The following is a 19,888-nucleotide window of genomic DNA, read 5'->3' as shown; positions in this document are numbered from 1 at the left end:
GCCAAGCCCTTCCGCCTCATGGAGCCGTGATGCCCGAAGCTGTGATCGTCTCTGCCGCCCGTTCACCCATCGGCCGAGCCTTCAAGGGGTCGCTCAAGGATCTGCGGCCGGACGACCTGACCGCGGAGATCATCAACGCCGCGCTCGCCAAGGTGCCGCAGCTCGACCCGCGCGAGATCGACGACCTGATGCTGGGCTGCGGTCTGCCGGGCGGCGAGCAGGGGCACAACCTGGGCCGGATCGTGGCCGTGCAGATGGGGATGGACCACCTCCCGGGCTGCACCATCACCCGCTACTGCTCCTCCTCGCTCCAGACCTCGCGGATGGCCCTGCACGCCATCAAGGCGGGCGAGGGCGACGTCTTCATCTCGGCGGGCGTCGAGATGGTCTCCCGCTCGGTGAAGGGCACCTCGGACGGGCTGCCGGACACCCACAACCCGCTGTTCGCCGACGGCGAGGCCCGTACCGCCGCGCGCGCCGAGCAGGAGGGCACCGACTGGCACGACCCGCGTGAGGACGGCCTGCTGCCCGACCCGTACATCGCGATGGGCCAGACCGCCGAGAACCTCGCCCGCCTCAAGGGGATCACCCGCGAGGACATGGACGAGTTCGGCGTGCGGTCCCAGAACCTCGCCGAGGAGGCCATCAAGAAGGGCTTCTGGGAGCGCGAGATCACCCCGGTGACCACCCCCGACGGCACCGTGGTGGCCACGGACGACGGCCCGCGAGCGGGCACCACCCTGGAGGCGGTACGCGGCCTGAAGCCGGTCTTCCGCCCCGACGGCCTGATCACCGCGGGCAACTGCTGTCCGCTCAACGACGGCGCGGCGGCGCTGGTGATCATGTCTGACACCAAGGCGCGCGAGCTGGGCATCACCCCGCTGGCCCGGATCGTGTCCACCGGGGTCTCCGGGCTCTCCCCCGAGATCATGGGCTACGGACCGGTCGAGGCGTCCCAGCAGGCGCTGACCCGCGCCGGGCTCTCCATCGGCGACATCGACCTCGTGGAGATCAACGAGGCGTTCGCCGCGCAGGTCATCCCCTCCTACCGCGATCTGGGCATCGACCTGGACCGGCTGAACGTCAACGGCGGCGCCATCGCCGTCGGCCACCCCTTCGGCATGACCGGCGCCCGGATCACCGGCACGCTGATCAACTCGCTCCAGTTCCACGACAAGCAGTTCGGTCTGGAGACCATGTGCGTCGGTGGCGGCCAGGGCATGGCCATGGTCATCGAGCGGCTGAGCTGAACCGAGCCAGGCCGAGCCGCGCGGAGCAGCGCCACACGGCACCGCGCCGGGCCGCGGCGGGACTGTGACCGAATCTCCCCCAGGATGTGACAAAGGTCCTGGGGGAGGCTTGTCTCCCCAGCTCAGCCACGGTCGTCCAGTCCCTTCCGGCCCCGGATTCCATCCCTTTAGTGACGTTATGCACTGACGCCGAGAGGCGCCGCACGTCAAGCTGAGGTAGGAATTCGGGGGATCCATAACAACCGGGAGTTAAGTCAGTGAGCCCCATGACCCTTGTCGTCCTCCTGGCCGCGGTCACCGCCACGGCCGTGGGCGCCGCCGCCCTGCACACCGCCCGCGGTGTGCGCCGGCAGATCACCGAGCTGCGGGCCGACCTCGCCGCCACGGTCGCCGCCGCCGGCCAGGCGGCCCGGGACGGCCGGGCGGACGCTGCCACGGTGCCCGCTGCCCGCGCCACCCCCGCCGCCGAGATACGCGCCGCCGTGGCGGACGCGCTCGCGGAGGAGCGGGAGCGGGAACTGGCCGAGGCGCGGGCGTTCTGGGCCGCGCAGGAGGCCAGGGACTCCGCGGGGTCCGCCGACGCCCACTCGCTGCTCGGCGGGGTGTCCGGCCCCGGCGACGACTCCGTGCAGGACAACCAGCTCTACGTACCCCGCCAGGCCGATCTGGCCGGGCTCGAGCCGCTGCTCGGCCTGGACGCGCTGGGCCATGACACCCTCGACCCCGTCGGGGAGCCGGAGGCCGAGGCGGAGGTGGAGCTCGAGGTGGCCGCCGAGACGCGCACCGAGGCGGAGCTGGAGGCCGAGTCCGTGGAGTCGGCCGAGCTCGCGGCCGCGCGCCGCCGCCACCCCTCGCACCCCGACTTCACGCCCTCGTCCCCGGTGGCCGACCACGACCGTACGGTGACCCGGCTCACCGAGCTGGCCGACGACCGCGTACCGCTGGCCGATGTACGCCCCGGGCCCCTGGGCACCCTCGATGTGTACGTCTTCGCCGACGGCACCACGATCTGTATGACGCCGGGCCACCGCGAGACCGCGGAGCTGCTGGCCGACGCGCTGCGCGAGGGCACCGCGCCGGTACTGCTCGGCGGCTCGGGCGTCTCCGGCGCCTACGCGCTCACCTTCGGCTGCGGGGCCGAGAAGGTGTACGTCCTCGCCGACCGCGTCATCGCCTCGCTGTAACCGCAGCGCCCCGCTCCAGACATGGCGCGCCCTCCGGGGCCACGGCGGCGCCCCACTGGGCCGCCGTTTCCGCCGGGCCCGCCGCTACCACCGCAAGCGCCGTATCCCCGGCCCCCCGGCCTCCGCGCAACGCCGTATCCCCGGGTCCCCCCGGCCGCGTACTCCCGGCCCGCCGGACGGCCCGGTCAGACCCCGCAGCGCGTGGCCGTCTCCGTCACCAGACCGACCGCCTCGGCGAGCTCCCCCGCACCGCCGCCCGGCGCGCGCTCCAGCGCGTGCACCAAATCGTGGCCCGCCACCGCCAGCTGATCCGCGACCGCGAACATCCCCGCGTCCGGCATGATCCTCGGCGGTGTCGCCGGCTCCTCCAGCCGCTGGGCACGCTGTGCCAATTCCCTTGCCAGCGCCAGTCCTTCCGCCGCCGCGCCCTGCCGCAACCGGGACTGGGGCAGGGAGCGCAGCCGGTCGGCCAGCCGGTCGACGGCGGTGAGCAAGGGGGTCACATCATCCACGGCCGAAGCGTATGCGCCACCGACGGACTGTTGCCAACCGCCGAACACTCAGGCACGGTGAGCTGAAGGACCCCACCCGGGTGCTGCACCCGGGTCCGGCATGGACGCGTCCGGAGGCGCCGATGTCCCAAATCTTCTCCGACGAGACTCACCGGAACCTACTCTCCCGCATTCCCCAGTGCACAGGCCGCGAAGTCGCCGACTGGCTCCGCACGGTCGACGAAGGCCCCGCGTTCTTCCGCTTCGAGGAGAAGGTCAGCTGGCTGCGCGGCGAGCATCAGCTCGCCTACGGCCACGCCAAAGCGATCATCCATGAGCACGACTTGAGGCGCGCGGCACGCAAGCTGCTGTAGCCGCGCCCCCTCCCGGGAGGCACAGGCGTGTATCCCACACGGACCACACGGACCCAACGGGGTGGCTTACGCCGCAGAAGAAGGGCCCGCGGAGGCAATCGCCTCCGCGGGCCCTTCGCCGTCGCCACCGGTGATGACCGGTGGCGACGGCACTAAGCGCTCCGCGGGAAGTGCCGCGAGGTGCCGTCATGCGTCTGCGGCTGCGTCGTGTCTGGTCGCGCAGTTCCCCGCGCCCCTTCGGGGCGCAACCCGAACCGCACCGGACTTCAGCGAGGCTGCTTAGTCCCGGAAGATGGAGATCAGCCGCAGCAGCTCCAGGTAGATCCACACCAGCGACAGCGTCAGACCGAACGCGGCCAGCCAGGACTCCTCACGCGGAGCGCCGTACTGGACGCCGTCCTCGATCTGCTTGAAGTCCATGGCCAGGAAGGCCGCGCCGAGCACCACGCCGATGATGCCGAAGACGATGCCGAGGCCACCGCTGCGGAAGCCCATGCCGTCACCGCCGCCGAAGGCGGCGAAGAGCAGATTGACCGCCATCAGCAGGACGAAGCCGATGGCCGCGGCGAGCACGAAGCGCTGGAAGCGCGCGTTCACCCGGATGAGCCGGGTCTTGTACGCCACGAGCACACCGACGAAGACCGCCATCGTGCCCAGCACCGCCTGCATCGGGATGCCGGACCAGCGGTCGTTGTACACCTGGCTGATGACACCGAGGAAAAGTCCCTCGAAGAGGGCGTAGCCCATGATCAGCGCGGGTGAGGCGGTGCGCTTGAACGACTGGACGAGGCCGAGGACCATCGCCACCAGCGCGGCGCCGAAGCCGACGCCGACCGGGAGGTCGGCGATCCAGGCGGCCGCGGCGGCGACGATGACGGTGCCCAGCGTCATACCGGTGCGCATGACGACGTCGTCCATCGTCATGACGGCGGTGCGCGGACCCGTCGGCGGCGCCCCGTACATCTGCTGGAGCTGCTCGGGCGTCAGATTCTGCTGTGCACCGCCCGCGTAGGGATTCGTCGGCGCCTGTCCTTGCGCGTACGGGTTACCACCGGCGTACGGGTTGCCCTGACCTGCGGCGGGGCTCCCGGCCTGCGGCGCCGCGCCGAAGCCGGCGTAGCCGCCGGTGCGGCTGAACCCCCGTCGCGAGAAGACCGGGTTGCTGCTCCTCATCTCACTCCTCCATGGCCGCCCTGCGCGACCTTGACCTCAGAGTAATGGGTAAGCAAAGAATGCACCCTAGTGCCCAAGGAGGATCTTTTCACGCATGACGCGTACGCGCGAGGCCCTTGCGGGCCCCACGCAGGAGCAGCGGGCGACCGGACGCGCACGCTGAGTGCCGTTCCACGATCTGGAGGTGCCCGGAACCGGACTTGAACCGGTACGCCCGCGAGGGGCAGCGAGGTTTAAGCTCGCCGTGTCTGCATTCCACCATCCGGGCAACGGCTCCCTTGGCCGTACCGTTCGCATACGACCTTCCCCATAGGAGAGCAGCACGAGCCTATCCGGGGACAAGCCCCCGAACAGCGAGTCCCCAGACCGAGGTTGTCTTATTTTATTGGCAACTGAGTGCCCATCAGCGGCGGGGCGGGGTACCTGTGGATGCCGGTCGGCGACCGGACCTGCCCATATGCCGGGTACCGTCGCGATCAGCGGAATGACGCAATCTCGATGCCCCCGTCCGGGGGCCCCTCTCCTACCCAGGGAGGAGCCGGGCGGCGGCTCCTACGACCCAAGGGGCGCGCGGAAACCGGAGCACGGGCTGATCCCGTACGGCCGTGCGGCGAGGACCATGGGAGGACATCCCCACGCCGGGTCCCGCAGTACGGGACCAGTCCCCCCATGGCGCGGGACCGTCCCGTACCGCACGACAGGAGCACTCCACCGTGACCACCACCCCCTCCGGCGTCCAGACCGCCGCCCGCCCCACCACGGCGGCGGCGCGGGCCACGGACCTCTCGAAGGTCTACGGACACGGCGAGACCCAGGTGATCGCCCTGGACGCCGTCTCCGTGGAGTTCCGGCAGGCCGAATTCACCGCGATCATGGGCCCTTCCGGCTCGGGCAAGTCGACGCTGATGCACTGCATGGCGGGTCTGGACACGGTCTCCAGCGGCTCCACCCGGATCGGTGACACCGAACTGACCGCGCTGAAGGACAAGAAGCTCACCCAGCTGCGCCGCGACAAGATCGGCTTCATCTTCCAGGCGTTCAACCTGCTGCCGACGCTGAACGCGCTGGAGAACATCACCCTTCCGATGGACATCGCGGGCCGTAAGGCCGATCAGGCGTGGCTGGACAGGGTGGTGGAGACCGTCGGTCTGTCCGGGCGGCTCAAGCACCGTCCCAACCAGCTCTCCGGCGGTCAGCAGCAGCGGGTGGCGGTGGCCCGCGCCCTGGCGGGCAGGCCGGACATCATCTTCGCCGACGAGCCCACCGGCAACCTGGACTCCCGGTCCGGGGCCGAAGTCCTGGGCTTCCTGCGCAACTCGGTGCGGGAGCTGGGCCAGACGGTGGTGATGGTCACTCACGACCCGGTGGCCGCCTCCTACGCCGACCGGGTGGTCTTCCTCGCCGACGGCCGGATCGTCGACGAGCTGCGCGACCCCTCCGCCGAGTTGGTCCTGGACCGGATGAAGCGCTTCGACGCCAAGGGCCGCACCAGCTGACGGGACGCCACATCCGTCCCGTCCACGCCGCCGTACGCCTCGCCGACCTCTCCAAGACCCCTCAGGACTGACACCTCATGTTCCGTACCGCCTTGCGCAATGTGCTTGCGCACAAGGCCCGGCTGCTGATGACCACGCTCGCCGTGCTGCTCGGCGTGGCTTTCGTCTCCGGGACCCTGGTCTTCACCAACACCATCTCCGACGCCTACCAGAAGAGCTCCGAGAAGGGCTTCTCCGGCGTCGACGTGGCCATCACGCCCGACAGCGACTCCGACGACAACAGCGGCAAGCCCGGTGAGGCGCCCCGGCTCGGCCAGCGGGTGCTGGACCGGGCGGCGCAGGTGCCCGGCGTCGCCTCGGCGACCGGCACCGTCTCCGGCTACACCGCCCTGTCCAAGAAGAACGGCGACCTCCTCGGCAGCGGCTTCTCCAACCTCGGCGGCAACTACTACCCGGGCAAGGACGGCAAGGACCCGCGGTACGCGCTGACCGACGGCCGGGCGCCGAAGGCCGCGGGCGAGGTGGCGCTCGACGCCAAGTCGGCCGAGCGCGGCCACTACGCGGTCGGCGACACCATCCGGGTGTCGGTGGACGGCCCGGTCCGCAAGGAGAAGGTCGTCGGCGTCTTCACCACCGACGACGGCAATGTGGCGGCGGGCGGCAGCCTCGCGCTGTTCGACACCCCCACCGCGCAGCGGCTGTTCGCCAAGCCCGGTCAGTTCGACGAGATCGATGTGAAGGCCGCGGCGGGCACCAGTCAGACCGCGCTGAAGTCCGCCCTCGACAAGGTCCTCCCCAAGGAGGCCAAGGCCGAGACCGGTCAGAAGCTGGCCGACGACCAGGCCGAGCAGATCAAGGCGAGCATGAGCGGGATGCAGACCGGCATGCTGGTCTTCGCCGGTATCGCGCTCTTCGTCGGCATCTTCATCATCGCCAACACCTTCACCATGCTGGTCGCCCAGCGCACCCGGGAGCTCGCCCTGCTGCGCGCGGTCGGTGCGACCCGCCGTCAGGTCACCCGCTCGGTGCTGATCGAGGCCACCGTCGTGGGCATCATCGCCGGCGTCACCGGTCTCGCGGCCGGTGTGGGCATCGGCGCCGGGCTGCGCTCGCTGCTCAACTCCACCGGGGCCACGGTCCCGGACGGCCCGCTCGTCGTCGACGCCAACACCGTGCTGCTCTCCATGGCCGTCGGCATCGTGGTGACCGTGCTCGCCGCCTGGCTGCCCGGCCGCCGCGCCGCGAAGATCCCGCCGGTCGCCGCGATGAACAGCGTGCACGCCCCGCCGAGCACCCGCGGTCTGGTGGTGCGCAACACCATCGGCGCGATCCTGGCCGCGGGCGGTATCGCGCTGGTGCTGGCCGGGGCCGGAATGGGTACCGACGGCAAGGGCCTGATGGGGACGGGCGCCGCTGTGCTGGTGGTCGGGGTGTTCGTGCTCACCCCGCTGCTGTCCCGGCCGCTGATCGCCGCCGCCGCGCCGGTGCTGCGGTTGTTCGGCATGCCCGGCAAGCTGGCCCGGCAGAACGCGGTGCGCAACCCGCGCCGTACCGCCGCCACCGCCTCGGCCCTGATGGTCGGCCTCACCCTGATCACCGGTATGACGGTGATCGCGGGCAGCGTCCAGAAGGGCATCGACAAGATGGCCACCGACGCGCTGAAGTCCGACTACGTGGTCAGCATGGGCGGCTTTGACGGCCAGCGGCCGCTCTCGCCGGACGTGGCCCGCACCATCGGCAAGATGCCCGAGGTCACCGCGTACAGCCCGCTGCGCCAGTCCGCCTCCCGGATCGACGGCGACACCAAGTTCCTGACCGGGGTCGACGGGAAGTCCATCACCGACCTGGTGAACGTGGACTTCACCCAGGGCTCCTTCTCCGGACTCTCCGGCAACAAGGCGGTCGTGGACGACAAGATGGCCAAGTCCCACGGCTGGAAGCTGGGCTCCTCGATCCCGGTGACCTACGAGGACGGCCGCCGCGGCACGCTCACCGTCCAGGGCATCTACACGGGCAACGAGATGATCCGCGGCATCATGCTGGACTCCGGGACGCTCACCCCGCACATGTCCACCATCACCGATATGCAGGTGATGGTGAAGACCAAGGGCGGCCCGTCGGAGGAGGCCAAGGACGCCCTGAAGAAGGCGCTCGGTGAGAACCCGGCGATCCAGGTGCAGAACAAGCAGGACATCTCCGACGGCATCGCCAAGTTCTTCACCCTGATGCTCAACATGCTCTACGGACTGCTGGGCATGGCCGTGCTCGTCGCCGTGCTGGGGGTCATCAACACCCTGGCGATGTCGGTCTTCGAACGGTCCCAGGAGATCGGGATGCTGCGGGCGATCGGCCTGGACCGGCGCGGCATCAAGCGGATGGTCCGGCTGGAGTCGCTGGTCATCTCGCTCTTCGGCGGAGTGCTGGGGCTCGGCCTCGGAGTGTTCTTCGGCTGGGCGGCCGGGGAGATGATCGCCAACGGGATGCCGACCTACGAGCTGGTGCTGCCCTGGGGCCGGATGGCGGTCTTCCTGCTGCTGGCCGCCCTCGTGGGCGTGCTGGCGGCGCTGTGGCCCGCCCGCCGCGCGGCGAAGCTCAACATGCTGGCGGCCATCAAGGCCGAGTAGCGCGGCGCCGAAAGCGGTGCCGAAGCGGTGCCGAAGCGGTGCTGAACCGGACGTCCCCGTCCGCCCTTTCATCGGGGCGGGCGGGGACGTCGCCGTCTCTCCCGCCGCGCTACTCCCGCCAGTCGCGGGCGCGCAGCGGCAGCCCGGACACCCCGTCACCGGGGGTGCGCACGGCCAGGACCTGGTTGACGCCGATCCGGTTGCGCTCGAAGGACAGCGCGCACGCGGCCATGTACAGCCGCCAGACCCGGGCCCGGCCCGGTGAGGTGAGCCGTACCGCCTCCGACCAGTGCTGCTCGAGGTTGGTCACCCAGGCGCGCAGGGTGAGCGCGTAGTGCTCGCGGATGGCCTCCATGTCGCGCACCTCGAAGCCCGCCTCCTCCAGCTGGGCGACGGTCCGGCCGACCGGGGCCAGCTCGCCGTCGGGGAAGACATAGCGGTCGATGAACTCGTCCACCCGGTACGCCTCTTCGTCCGGCTCCGGGCGCCGGGCGATCTGGTGGTTGAGCAGCCGCCCACCGGGCTTCAGCAGCCGGTGCAGGATGGCGGCGTACTCGGCGTAGCGCACGGCGCCGACGTGCTCGGCCATACCGATCGAGGAGATCGCGTCGAAGGGCCCGTCGACGACCTTGCGGTAGTCCTGGACCCGGATCTCGACCCGGTCGGTGAGCCCGGCCTCCGCGATGCGCTTGCGGGCGTACGCCGCCTGCTCCTCGGAGAGCGTGATGCCGACGGCGGTCACCCCGTACTCGCGCACCGCGTGCAGCACCATCGAGCCCCAGCCGCAGCCCACGTCCAGCAGCCGCTGCCCGGGTCGCAGGGCCAGCTTGCGGCAGACGAGGTCGAGTTTGGCGTGCTGGGCGTCCTCGAGCGTGCCATCGGGCCGGTCCCAGTAGGCGCACGAGTAGACCATGGAGGGGCCGAGCACCCGCGCGTAGAAGTCGTTGCCCACGTCGTAGTGGTGACTGATGGCCGCCTTGTCGCGGCGCAGGGTGTGCAGCGGCCCACGGCTCGGGGCGCGCACCTCCTCACCGGGCGGGGGCGGCGGCAGCCCCGGCCCGGCGAGCGCGATCAGGCCGAGGGCGGCGGAGCGCAGCGCGGGGTCGCGCAGCGCCTGGAAGGCGGCGGTGAGCCGGGACTGCCGGGGGCCAGGGCCGCGCTCCCACAGCAGCCCGGCGAGCGCGGCCAGGGCCTGGTACAGATCGCCCTCGATGTCCAGGTCACCGGCCACCCAGGCACGGGCCAGACCCAGCTCGCCGGGCCTCCACAGCAGTCGGCGCAGCGCCCGGCGGCGCCGTACGACAAGAGTGGGGGCGCCGGGCGGTCCGGTCTCGCTGTGGTCCCAGGCGCGGATCCGGAGCGGGAGCGGGGCGCCCAGCGTCTCCTCGGCCAGGGCGGCCAGTCGCCCAGCGGCGTCGGTCATGTCGCACACCTCCGTGATGGCAAGTCAGCGAAGATTTACTCACCACGTAAACACCATGGAACCATCCGTACAGTCCCGGCGACACGTCTGGAATCGGCAAAAGTCATCCCGCGCGCCGGTGGACGGCGGGGTGTGCGCATGACGAAGGGCGCCCGCCCCACGGATGGCGGACGCCCTTGGCGTCGGTTGTGCGTACGCGGACCCTCAGGTCAGGACGCGCCGGCCTTCTCGGCCGTCTCTGCCTTCTTCTCGGCCGGGGCCGGTCGCGCGGGCGCGGCGGCGGAGACCGGGGCGGCCGCCTCGTAGAACTCCTCGCGGGGGTTCTCGATGGCGCCCAGCGAGACGACCTCGCGCTTGAGGAACATCCCGAGCGTCCAGTCGGCGAGCACACGGATCTTGCGGTTGAAGGTCGGCATCGCCATACCGTGGTAGCCACGGTGCATGTACCAGGCGAGCCGGCCCTTCAGCTTGATCTTCATCTTGCCGAAGACGATCATCGCGACGCCCTTGTGGAGGCCGAGGCCCGCCACGGCGCCCTTGTTGGCGTGCTTGTACTCCCCCTGCGGGAAGCCGCGCATACCCGAGATCACGTTGTCGCCGAGCACCTTGGACTGGCGCAGCGCGTGCTGGGCGTTGGGCGGGCACCAGGCACCCTCGCCGACGGCGAGGTCCGGCACCTGGGCGTTGTCACCGGCGGCCCAGATGTAGTCGGTGCCCTTGACCTGGAGGGTGGCCTCGGTGTCCACGTGGCCGCGGGGGCCGAGCGGGAGACCGAAGCGGGCGAGGGCCGGGTTCGGCTTGACGCCGGCGGTCCACACGATGGTGTTGGAGTCGACCTCGAGACCGTTCTTGAGCACGACGTGGCCGTCGACGCAGGAGTTCATCGAGGTGTTGAGGTAGATCTCGATACCGCGCTTCTGGAGGTGCTCCAGACCCCACTGGCCGAGCTTCGGGCCGACCTCGGGGAGGATCTTGTCCGCGGCGTCGACGAGCACGAAGCGCATGTCCTCGCGCGAGACGTTGGGGTAGTACTTGGCCGCGTCGCGGGCCATGTCCTCGACCTCGCCGATGGTCTCCGCACCCGCGAAGCCACCGCCGACGAAGACGAAGGTGAGCGCCTTGCGGCGGATCTCCTCGTCGGTCGTGGAGTCGGCCTTGTCGAGCTGCTCGAGGACGTGGTTGCGCAGGCCGATGGCCTCCTCGACGCCCTTCATGCCGATGCCGTTCTCGGCGAGGCCGGGGATCGGGAAGGTACGGGAGACCGCGCCGAGCGCGACGACCAGGTAGTCGAAGGGCAGCTCGTACGCCTCACCGACGAGCGGCTGCACGATGGCGACCTTGCGGTCCTGGTCGATGGACGACACCCGACCGGTGAGGACCTCCGCCTTGGGGAGCACCCGCCGCAGCGGGACCACGACATGACGGGGGGAGATGCTGCCGGCCGCAGCTTCGGGAAGGAAGGGCTGGTACGTCATGTACGAGCGAGGGTCGACGACCGTGACAGTCGCCTCGCCGTACCGCATCTTCTTCAGGATGCGGCGCGCCGCGTACAGGCCAACGTACCCACCGCCTACTACGAGGATCCTGGGACGCTCCGTGGTGCTCATGATTCGAGTATCCAGTACCCCTTGGGGGCGGGCTCGTGAGCCCCTTCACAAGCTCCTGGGGGGTGTCTGCTACACTCCGCCGCCCCCGTGATCGACGCCATACTCCGGGAAGGGAACCGTCTGCCGATCCAGGACGTTCCCACCCCGCTGAACAGGGCTTGTGCATGAACGCGGGAGTAGCCCAGGACCCCGGGAGAGGGTCGGGCGAGATGACCGGAAGCTGCCAGGATGCGGGCAACGGCGGGACGGGCCCGCCAAAACGGCATCGGACGGCCATCGCAGGCGGCGACCGGGGCCCCTTTTCATGTGAAGGATTTCACGAACTTTCTCCCGGGCGGCATACGGAAGACCCCCGTAGGGGCCTCCGCAGCCGCTCATACGTTATTGATCCCGCTCAGGCGATGCTCCAGGCGATGCCGTCGAGGATGTCGTGTTCACTCACCACGACCTCCTGGGCGCCGGTCCTTTCCATGATCGAAAGCAGCACGAGCGCCCCGGCGGCGATCACATCGACCCGCCCCGGATGCATCACCGGAATCGCCGCCCGCTCCGCGTGGGTGGAGGTCAGCAGTTTGGTGGTGATCTCCCGGACCCGGTCGGCCGGGACCCGCGCGTGGTGGATCGCGGTGGAGTCGTACTCCGGCAGGTCCAGCGCGATCCCGGCGATGGTGGTGACGGATCCCGCGAGGCCGGTCAGCGTATGGCCGCCCGCGCCGGGGCGGCAGACACCGGTGAGCGGCACGGTCTCCTCGGCCAGGTCCAGCGCCCGGTCGATATCGGCCCGTATGGCGCTGATCTGATCCGGTGTCGGCGGATCGCTGATGGTGCCGTCGGTGACCAGATGGCGCTCGGTCATCCGGACACAGCCGATGTCGACGCTGCGGGCCGCGCGGACCGCGGTGTCCCCGGCGACGAACTCCGTGGAGCCGCCGCCGATGTCCACCACCAGATACGGGCCGCTCAGATGCTCATGCCCGGACAGCTCCTTGGTGGCGCCGGTGAAGGAGAACTCCGCCTCCTGGTCGCCGGTGATCACCTCGGGTCCGACGCCCAGGATGGCGACGACGCCGTCCACGAACTCCTGGCGGTTCTCGGCGTCGCGGGAGGCGGAGGTGGCGACGAAGCGGACCCGCTCGGCGCCCAGTTCGCATATCACCGCGGCGTACTCCCGGCAGGCCGCGAAGGTGCGCTCCAGCGCCTCGGGGGCGAGCCGTCCGGTGCGGTCCACGCCCTGGCCCAGCCGGACGATGGTCATCCGGCGGTCCAGCTCGGTCAGCTCACCGGTGGCCGGGTCGGCGTCGGCCACCAGCAGCCGGATGGAGTTGGTGCCGCAGTCCACGGCCGCGACGCGGGTCATCCGCCGTCCTCCCGCTCGCCGGGGGCACCGGACTCGGCACCGGATTCCTCCGTTCCGCAGGGTCCGACGCACGGGCCCTTGCGCCACCACTCGGGCAGCATCGCGACGGCCTCGTCGCCGAGCGGATTGATCCCGGGGCCGACCGCGAGCGCATGACCGACCAGCACGTGCAGACACTTCACCCGGTCCGGCATACCGCCCGCGCTGGGGAAGCCCTCCAGCACCTCGATGGCGTCGCGCCGGGCGATGTAGTCCTCGTGGGCGGCCCGGTAGGCGGCGGCCAGTTCGGGATCGGCGGCCAGCCGGGCCGTCATCTCCTTCATCACGCCCTCGGCCTCCAGCGTGCCGATCGCGGAGGCGGCGCGCGGACAGGTCAGGTAGTAGAGGGTCGGGAACGGCGTACCGTCCTCGAGCCGCGGCGCGGTCTCGACAACATCGGGGTTGCCGCAGGGGCAGCGGTGGGCGATCGCGCGCAGCCCGCGCGGCACCCGACCCAGCTGCTTCTTGACGGCGGCGATGTCCGCGTCGGTGGGCGCGGTGGGCTCCGTCTGCGGAGGGGGCGTATCCATGAGTGGGAGTGTTCTCTATCGATCGGTTTCGGACCGGGCGCGACCGGAGCACGAACGGTGCCGGATCAGCGGGGTGCGTGGGCCGCCTTCGGCTCGTCCGCCGTGTCCACGGCGTCCCAGAGGTTGGTGTACCAGGGGCGTCCGGCCATCCCCTGGTCGGTGGGCTGCTCGTTGTACGCGCTGCCGTCCACCACGCTGAAGCCGGTCTCCCCCGGCATCAGGAAGTGCAGCCGCTCCCGAGCCTGCTGCTCGGTGTAGGCGGGGTCCTGGAGCCGGGCCTTCTTCTCGCGCAGCTTCTTCACGTCCTTGCGCGTCTGCTGGGCCTCGCGCCGCTGGTCGGCGATCTGCGAGCGCTGGGAGATGTACTGCCGCATCGGATAGGCCAGCGCCACCACCATCGAGCAGACGACCAGCGCGAGCAGGGCGGCCCGGCCGGTGAGCCGGCCGCGGCGGCGACGGGCGCGCACCCGGTAGACCCGGGCGGCGGCGTGCTCGCCGAGCGCCCTGAGCCTGGTCGCGGTGGAGAACCGATCCGCCGGCACATCGCCTCCCCGGTGATGACTTCGCTTGAGTGACGCCGTCCCCGGCCACGGTACGGGACCGCGGCCGGGGACGTGCGTCAGACGTGTCTGCTACTCAGGTCGAACGCGCAACCGTGCCGAGCGCGTACCTCGCGTCTTCCGGCGGACGCGCGTCGGCGGTCAGCCCTTGAAGCGCGGGAAGGCGGATCGGCCCGCGTAGACCGCGGCGTCGTCCAGGATCTCCTCGATGCGCAGCAGCTGGTTGTACTTGGCGACGCGCTCGGAGCGGGCCGGGGCACCGGTCTTGATCTGGCCGCAGTTGGTGGCCACGGCCAGGTCGGCGATGGTGACGTCCTCGGTCTCGCCGGAGCGGTGGGACATCATGCACTTGAAGCCGTTGCGCTGGGCCAGCTCGACGGCGTCGAGGGTCTCGGTCAGCGAGCCGATCTGGTTGACCTTGACCAGCAGCGCGTTGGCGGTGTCGTTCTCGATGCCGCGGGCCAGGCGCTCCGGGTTGGTGACGAACAGGTCGTCGCCGACCAGCTGGACCTTGTCACCGAGCTGGTCGGTGATGGTCTTCCAGCCCTCCCAGTCCTCCTCGTTCAGCGGGTCCTCGATGGAGACCAGCGGGTACGCGGCGACCAGGTCGGCGTAGTAGGAGGTCATCTCGGCGGCGCTGCGGGACTTGCCCTCGAACTCGTAGGAGCCGTCCTTGTAGAACTCGGTGGCGGCCACGTCGAGCGCCAGCGCGATGTCCTGGCCCGGCTGGTAGCCGGCCTTCTTGATCGCCTCGACGATCAGGTCCAGGGCCTCGCGGTTGGAGTCGAGGTTCGGCGCGAAGCCGCCCTCGTCGCCGAGGCCGGTGGACAGGCCCCGCTCCTTCAGCACCGACTTCAGGGTGTGGTAGACCTCGGCGCCCCAGCGCAGGGCCTCGGAGAAGGACTCCGCGCCGATTGGAGCGATCATGAACTCCTGGATGTCCACGTTGGAGTCGGCGTGCGAGCCGCCGTTGAGGATGTTCATCATCGGGACCGGCAGCAGGTGGGCGTTGGGGCCGCCCAGGTACCGGAAGAGCGGAAGGTCGGACGCCTCGGAGGCGGCGTGCGCGACAGCGAGGGAGACACCGAGGATGGCGTTGGCACCGAGCGAGGACTTGTCCGGGGTGGCGTCCAGGTCGAACATCGCCTGGTCGATCAGGCGCTGCTCGGTGGCGTCGTAGCCGACGAGCTCGGGACCGATCTGCTCGATGACGGCGAGGACGGCCTTCTCCACGCCCTTGCCGTTGTAGCGGTTCTTGTCGCCGTCTCGGAGCTCGAGGGCCTCGAAGGCTCCGGTGGAGGCACCGGACGGAACGGCGGCACGGCCCGTGCTGCCGTCGTCGAGGCCGACCTCGACCTCGACCGTGGGGTTGCCTCGCGAGTCGAGGATCTCGCGAGCTACGACGACGTCGATGGACGGCACGAGGTTCTCCTTCGTATGTGTCTGCGGTAGCAGCACGAGCCTAACCGGACCGGAGGGCTGCACCCCCCGTTGCTCGTCCCGCGAGACAGGACGTGGCACAAAAAGGCAGATTTAGACGCGGATATCTGCATTTTCCATCAACCGATGAGCCCCGGCCGGGACACACCGCGGGGCGGCGCGCCCGGCCGGGGCTCGTGGTCGACGCGTGATCGACGGGACCCGACTCCGGCCCGTTCGGCCGGACCGGGGTCAGCTCAGCCGGACCGGGGTCAGCTCAGGTGGAGCTGCTGGCCCGGGTAGATCAGGTCGGCCTGCTCGATGATGTCCTTGTTCAGCTCGAAGAGCTTCTGCCAGCCGCCCTCGACCTTCTCGGCCTCGGCGATCTTGCCCAGGGTGTCACCGGCCTTGACCTTGTACTCGCCGTCGCCCTTCTTCACCGGCCCACGGGTCTCGTGGCGCGCGGCGCGGTCGGGCTCGGAGCGGGTCTCGGCCTTCGGCTGCGCGGGCTTGGGCTGCGCGGGCTTGGGCGCCGGGGCCTGCGACTCCTGCTGACCGGAGCCCGAGAAACCCGAGCCGGACGGGGTGCCGCCGGTGGTCAGACCCGTACCGCAGACCGGCCAGGCCCCCTTGCCCTGGCTGCCGAGAACCTTCTCGGCAATCTGTATCTGCTGGTCCTTGGTGGCCTTGTCGGCCGTGGGGGCGAACGAGGTGCCGCCGTAGGCGGCCCAGGTGGAGCTCGAGAACTGGAGTCCGCCGTAGTAGCCGTTACCGGTGTTGATGGACCAGTTGCCGCCGGACTCGCACTGCGCGACCTTGTCCCACTGGGCAGTGGTGGCGGCGGAGGCGGAGGTGGCCCCGAGGAGCGGGGCGGCCACGGCGGCGCCCGCGAGACCGGCGAGCGCGGCGATACGGGTGGCCTTGGACGGGCGGCGGTGCTTGCCGTTGGACTTGAGCATCGTTGGTTCGTTTCCTCACCGACGCCTACGAGGTGAGCTGTCGGGTTCGGACGTGAGTTGCCCGGCCGTTCACAAACGATCGACGAACGATCGACGATCGATCGCGCCCGGCTTCACCCCAAGCCGACGAGCCCGTGTCCACAGGCCATTCGGCACCTACCTTGGGTCCCCCGCTCCTGCCTTCGGCGCTGACGCGTCGGTTCCCCCCGACCGCCGGCAGGACTCGGCGTGACGATCGACGGTGCCCGCGGTGGCGAGCGGAAAGACGGTAATCACACCCACCGAGAAGGTTCAAACACCCCATTCACAGCGAGAGCTGCTGTAACTGATCTCACCCGGCCCACATCTACGCAGGTGGGACCGGGTGAGGAGAATCGGGCAGGGGGTGCGCTCCGGATTTTGCGACGAGATCTATATCTCATCGGAGCCAGATCGGGCAATTCACCCCGAACTACCGCCCCTTGGCGCTGAGATCCAGTCGCTGACCGGGGACGATCAGATCCGGATTGTCCCCGATGAGGCTTTCGTTGCCTTTGTAGAGGCCGTGCCAGCCGGTCGCGAGGTCCTGGCGCTCGGCGATGCCTGAAAGGCTGTCACCGGGCCGCACGGTGTAGCCGTCGTCCGAGGGCTCCTCGGCGCGGTCCGCGCCGTCCCGCGAGGCATGCCGTCCGGAGGGCCGCCGGGTCTCCTTGCCGCTGTCTCCCTCGTCCGGGTCCGCGGAGCCGCGGTGGCGTCCGGTGGGCGTGGGGTCGGCGCTCTCGTCCGGGGACTCCTCGCCCGGGGAATCCGAGGCGTCCGGAGACTCCGGGATGTCCGTGGAGTCGGCGCCCTTCGTGTGCGACGGGGAGGGCGACTGGGAGTCGGCGCCCTCTCCGCTGGGCGAGTCGGACGGGGAGGGCTTTCCGCGCTCCTCGTCCTGGCCGGGTGTCCGGCGCTGGTCGTCCGAAGAGCCGGAGGAGTCCGACGCGGCGCCGCGGTCCTCGGCGACGTCACCACGGTCCCCGGCGGAGTCACCGCGGTCCTCGGACGAGGAGCCGTCGCGCTCGCGGTCCTCCCCGTCGTTCCCGACGTCCCCGCGCTGACCGACGGACGGGGGCTGGGTGAAGCCGGGGTTCACCTCGGGGGCGTCACCACCGTCGGCGAGTCCCGCGTTCACCCCGCAGCTGGGCCAGGCGTCCGGGCCGCGGTCGTCCAGGATCGACTGGGCCACGGATATCTGCTGGGAGCGGCTGGCCAGATCGGGGCGCGGGGCGTAGGCGGTACCGCCGTAGCTCTTCCACATGTCCAGGGTGAGCTGGAGGCCGCCGTAGAAGCCGTTGCCCTCGTTGGCGCTCCACATCCCGCCGCTCTCGCACTCGGCGACCTTGTCCCAGGTGGCGGTGGAGGCGGCCTGGGCGCCACTGGCCCCGAAGAGGGGGATGGCGAGCCCGGCACCCGTTACGCCCGCCGCGACGACGATGGCCGGAGCCTGACGGGGGCGGCGGTGTCGACCGTTCCCGGAACGCATGTGGTGGCCTCTCGTGTCGGCGGCTGAGTTGTCGGTTGAACATAGCGACGGCACCCGATCATCACAAGCCGATGTATCCCAGGTCACGCCCCGGTCACGCCGCTGATCATTCGTCACTTATGTCGCCCGGCACGGGCCTTCGGCGGTTCAGCGGCCCGGGGAATTCCAGGTCACCGGAAGGGTGCGCAGTCCGCGCATGATCAGCCCACCGCGCCACCGCAGATCATCCGAATCCACCGCAAGCCGGATATCGGGCAGCCGCCGCAGCAGGGTGCCGATCGCGGTCTGCGCCTCCAGCCGGGCGAGCGGGGCGCCCAGACAGTAATGAATGCCGTGGCCGTAGCCCAAGTGCTGGTTGTCGGTCCGGGTGAGGTCCAGCACCTCGGGGTCGCGGAACCGCTCGGGGTCGCGGTCCGCGGCGGCCAGCACCACCAGCACCGGCTCCCCCTCGGCGATGCGCTCTCCGCCGATGGTCAGCGGCTCGGTGGCGAACCGCCAGGTGGCGATCTCCACCGGGCCGTCGTAGCGCAGCAGTTCCTCGACGCCCGCCGCGAGCAGCCGCTCGTCCCCTTCTTCCAGGGCCCGCTGGAGCCGCGCGCGTTGAACGGGATGGCGCAGCAATGCGTACATCCCGTTACCGATCAGATTGACCGTGGTCTCGAACCCGGCGAACAAGAGGATGAAGGCCATCGCCGCGGCCTCGTTCTCGGTGAGGTGCTCCCCGTGGTCGCTGGCCCGGATCAGCGCGGAAATGAGGTCCTCCTCCTCACCTTCCGCTCCGAGCGTCTCCCGCTTGCGGTGGATCAGTTCGGCGAGATACGCGCGGATGCGCTTTACCGCACGGGCCACTCCGCCGCGTGGCCCACCGCCGTGCCGGATCATGGAACCCGCCCAGTCCCGGAAGTCGTCCTGATCTTCGCGGGGCACCCCGAGCAGATCGCAGATCGCATAGATGGGAAGGGGGAAGGCGAACTCATGGATCAGATCGGCCTCCCCCCTTTCCTCGAAGGCGTCGATGAGCTGATCGGTCAACTCCCGTACCCGCGGGGCGAACGCGGCGACCCGGCGCGGGGTGAATGCCTTGGACACCAGCCGACGCAGCCGGGTGTGATCCGGCGGATCGATATTGAGCAGATGGGTCATCAGATCGGCACGCTGCTCGCCGGGGATACCCACCTTGCCCCGGGCATGCGCCGACTCACTGTGCGTCTGCGGGTTCTTGGACAACCGGGGATCGGCCAATGCCTGCCGGGCGTCGGCGTAGCGGGTCACCAGCCATGCCTCGACTCCACTGGGGAGCGTGGTCCTGCGGACCGGGGCATGTTCGCGGAGCCAGGCGTACGCGGGGTACGGATCGGCTGCGAACTCCCAGGTGAAGAGGGTGGGCTCGGGTACGTCACGGGGCTGCTCGGGCACCCCCCGACGATACCGGCCACCCCTGCCCCCTCCACCAATACTGCCCTTTTCGGCTGCATTCGGATGAACGGGCATCAATAACAATCAATGGAGATATGTCCTGAGAGCAGTCCTAGGAATATCTCCACACTCCCTCCACGAGTCGCCCGCAGACAGGGCTGATTGCCCGGATATGAGGGGGCTACGGCGGGCCTCTCTCCGATGTTGCTCCGCGCTCCGTATGACATGCCGTTACACCTGCTGACGTCGGTCAATGCGCGTAAAAAGAGCCATGGCTGAAATGGCGTCAGGTGCCGAATGGGACTGAGGCACATGCACGGGGCTACCGCTTGCTGGTGATACGATCACCGCGCTTGCCAGGCGAGCCAAGGGCGCGTAAGACACACGGCGATCCGGTAAATCAACCGGGAGGGTCCCCACTCTGAGGAGCATTATGCCGCCAGTCGGGCATACGGAGCCGTTTAGGCGCACCGCCGCCT

General features: G+C 70.1%; 16 protein-coding genes, 1 tRNA gene and 1 riboswitch. Of the genes, 5 read left to right on the top strand and 12 right to left on the bottom strand.

Annotation, left to right across the window (positions count from 1 at the left end):
- Positions 1-29 precede the first annotated feature (29 nt).
- Both AC4BEG_RS20645 and AC4BEG_RS20640 read left to right on the top strand, forming a co-directional pair.
- The gene (locus tag AC4BEG_RS20645) at positions 30-1,250 is read left to right on the top strand and encodes an acetyl-CoA C-acetyltransferase (RefSeq protein ID WP_490701227.1); all 1,221 of its coding nucleotides are present in this window, start codon (positions 30-32) and stop codon (positions 1,248-1,250) included.
- Positions 1,251-1,507: 257 nt separating this feature from the next.
- Positions 1,508-2,434, top strand: coding sequence for a hypothetical protein (locus tag AC4BEG_RS20640; protein WP_490701226.1), 927 nt, complete (start codon positions 1,508-1,510; stop codon positions 2,432-2,434).
- A 185-nt stretch (positions 2,435-2,619) separates the two neighbouring features.
- On the opposite strand, the gene AC4BEG_RS20635 is transcribed toward AC4BEG_RS20640, so the two are convergent.
- A complete protein-coding gene (locus AC4BEG_RS20635; protein ID WP_490701225.1) occupies positions 2,620-2,946 on the bottom strand; it encodes a hypothetical protein in 327 nt (108 codons plus the stop codon).
- A 122-nt stretch (positions 2,947-3,068) separates the two neighbouring features.
- Here AC4BEG_RS20635 and AC4BEG_RS20630 point away from each other — a divergent pair, with 122 nt between their 5' ends.
- Positions 3,069-3,299, top strand: a complete 231-nt coding sequence (locus AC4BEG_RS20630) for a DUF4287 domain-containing protein (RefSeq protein WP_037954490.1) — start codon at positions 3,069-3,071, stop codon at positions 3,297-3,299.
- A 279-nt stretch (positions 3,300-3,578) separates the two neighbouring features.
- Here AC4BEG_RS20630 and AC4BEG_RS20625 read toward each other — a convergent pair whose 3' ends face one another.
- The gene (locus AC4BEG_RS20625; protein ID WP_490701224.1) at positions 3,579-4,472 is read right to left on the bottom strand and encodes a Bax inhibitor-1/YccA family protein; all 894 of its coding nucleotides are present in this window, start codon (positions 4,470-4,472) and stop codon (positions 3,579-3,581) included.
- A gap of 185 nt (positions 4,473-4,657) precedes the next feature.
- A tRNA-Leu gene (locus tag AC4BEG_RS20620) sits at positions 4,658-4,740 on the bottom strand.
- A 445-nt stretch (positions 4,741-5,185) separates the two neighbouring features.
- Here AC4BEG_RS20620 and AC4BEG_RS20615 point away from each other — a divergent pair.
- A complete protein-coding gene (locus AC4BEG_RS20615) occupies positions 5,186-5,968 on the top strand; it encodes an ABC transporter ATP-binding protein (protein WP_490701223.1) in 783 nt (260 codons plus the stop codon).
- A gap of 77 nt (positions 5,969-6,045) precedes the next feature.
- Positions 6,046-8,592: an ABC transporter permease gene (locus AC4BEG_RS20610; protein ID WP_490701222.1), complete on the top strand. Its 2,547-nt coding sequence runs from the start codon at positions 6,046-6,048 to the stop codon at positions 8,590-8,592.
- A gap of 109 nt (positions 8,593-8,701) precedes the next feature.
- Here the strand turns inward: AC4BEG_RS20610 and AC4BEG_RS20605 are convergent, their stop codons facing one another.
- The 9 genes from AC4BEG_RS20605 to AC4BEG_RS20565 all read right to left on the bottom strand — a co-directional run bounded on the left by AC4BEG_RS20605 (position 8,702) and on the right by AC4BEG_RS20565 (position 19,484).
- A complete protein-coding gene (locus AC4BEG_RS20605; RefSeq protein WP_490701221.1) occupies positions 8,702-10,015 on the bottom strand; it encodes a class I SAM-dependent methyltransferase in 1,314 nt (437 codons plus the stop codon).
- A 209-nt stretch (positions 10,016-10,224) separates the two neighbouring features.
- Positions 10,225-11,622: an NAD(P)/FAD-dependent oxidoreductase gene (locus AC4BEG_RS20600; RefSeq protein ID WP_490701220.1), complete on the bottom strand. Its 1,398-nt coding sequence runs from the start codon at positions 11,620-11,622 to the stop codon at positions 10,225-10,227.
- 394 nt (positions 11,623-12,016) lie between these two features.
- A complete protein-coding gene (locus AC4BEG_RS20595; RefSeq protein ID WP_490701219.1) occupies positions 12,017-12,979 on the bottom strand; it encodes a Ppx/GppA phosphatase family protein in 963 nt (320 codons plus the stop codon).
- On the bottom strand, positions 12,976-13,548 hold the full coding sequence (locus tag AC4BEG_RS20590; RefSeq protein WP_490701218.1) for a DUF501 domain-containing protein: 573 nt from the start codon (positions 13,546-13,548) through the stop codon (positions 12,976-12,978). The genes AC4BEG_RS20595 and AC4BEG_RS20590 overlap by 4 nt, the downstream gene beginning before the upstream one ends.
- Positions 13,549-13,613: 65 nt before the next feature.
- On the bottom strand, positions 13,614-14,090 hold the full coding sequence (locus AC4BEG_RS20585; RefSeq protein ID WP_490701217.1) for an FtsB family cell division protein: 477 nt from the start codon (positions 14,088-14,090) through the stop codon (positions 13,614-13,616).
- Between the two features lie 159 nt (positions 14,091-14,249).
- Positions 14,250-15,530 carry a phosphopyruvate hydratase gene (eno, locus tag AC4BEG_RS20580; RefSeq protein WP_490701216.1) on the bottom strand — a complete coding sequence of 427 codons (1,281 nt, stop codon included), beginning with the start codon at positions 15,528-15,530 and terminating at the stop codon, positions 14,250-14,252.
- Positions 15,531-15,799: 269 nt separating this feature from the next.
- The gene (locus tag AC4BEG_RS20575) at positions 15,800-16,486 is read right to left on the bottom strand and encodes a transglycosylase family protein (RefSeq protein WP_490701215.1); all 687 of its coding nucleotides are present in this window, start codon (positions 16,484-16,486) and stop codon (positions 15,800-15,802) included.
- A 7-nt stretch (positions 16,487-16,493) separates the two neighbouring features.
- Positions 16,494-16,684: riboswitch (cyclic di-AMP (ydaO/yuaA leader) on the bottom strand.
- A 253-nt stretch (positions 16,685-16,937) separates the two neighbouring features.
- A complete protein-coding gene (locus tag AC4BEG_RS20570) occupies positions 16,938-17,993 on the bottom strand; it encodes a transglycosylase family protein (protein ID WP_490701214.1) in 1,056 nt (351 codons plus the stop codon).
- Positions 17,994-18,140: 147 nt separating this feature from the next.
- Positions 18,141-19,484, bottom strand: coding sequence for a cytochrome P450 family protein (locus tag AC4BEG_RS20565; RefSeq protein WP_490701213.1), 1,344 nt, complete (start codon positions 19,482-19,484; stop codon positions 18,141-18,143).
- Positions 19,485-19,888: the final 404 nt, after the last annotated feature.

The sequence above is a fragment of the Streptomyces sp. JLBJ103 genome (assembly GCF_058215575.1).
The sequence above is the reverse complement of the archived record's forward strand: the minus strand, read 5'-3'. Positions and strand labels throughout refer to the sequence as shown.

What these genes read in the sequence shown, in the direction of transcription:
- AC4BEG_RS20645 (WP_490701227.1), top strand. Translation starts at nt 30, where the DNA reads ATGCCCGAAGCTGTGATCGTCTCTGCCGCCCGTTCACCCATCGGCCGA.
- AC4BEG_RS20630 (WP_037954490.1), top strand. Translation starts at nt 3,069, where the DNA reads ATGTCCCAAATCTTCTCCGACGAGACTCACCGGAACCTACTCTCCCGC.
- AC4BEG_RS20625 (WP_490701224.1), bottom strand. Translation starts at nt 4,472, where the DNA reads ATGAGGAGCAGCAACCCGGTCTTCTCGCGACGGGGGTTCAGCCGCACC.
- AC4BEG_RS20610 (WP_490701222.1), top strand. Translation starts at nt 6,046, where the DNA reads ATGTTCCGTACCGCCTTGCGCAATGTGCTTGCGCACAAGGCCCGGCTG.
- AC4BEG_RS20605 (WP_490701221.1), bottom strand. Translation starts at nt 10,015, where the DNA reads ATGACCGACGCCGCTGGGCGACTGGCCGCCCTGGCCGAGGAGACGCTG.
- AC4BEG_RS20600 (WP_490701220.1), bottom strand. Translation starts at nt 11,622, where the DNA reads ATGAGCACCACGGAGCGTCCCAGGATCCTCGTAGTAGGCGGTGGGTAC.
- AC4BEG_RS20595 (WP_490701219.1), bottom strand. Translation starts at nt 12,979, where the DNA reads ATGACCCGCGTCGCGGCCGTGGACTGCGGCACCAACTCCATCCGGCTG.
- AC4BEG_RS20590 (WP_490701218.1), bottom strand. Translation starts at nt 13,548, where the DNA reads ATGGATACGCCCCCTCCGCAGACGGAGCCCACCGCGCCCACCGACGCG.
- AC4BEG_RS20575 (WP_490701215.1), bottom strand. Translation starts at nt 16,486, where the DNA reads ATGCTCAAGTCCAACGGCAAGCACCGCCGCCCGTCCAAGGCCACCCGT.
- AC4BEG_RS20570 (WP_490701214.1), bottom strand. Translation starts at nt 17,993, where the DNA reads ATGCGTTCCGGGAACGGTCGACACCGCCGCCCCCGTCAGGCTCCGGCC.
- AC4BEG_RS20565 (WP_490701213.1), bottom strand. Translation starts at nt 19,484, where the DNA reads ATGCCCGTTCATCCGAATGCAGCCGAAAAGGGCAGTATTGGTGGAGGG.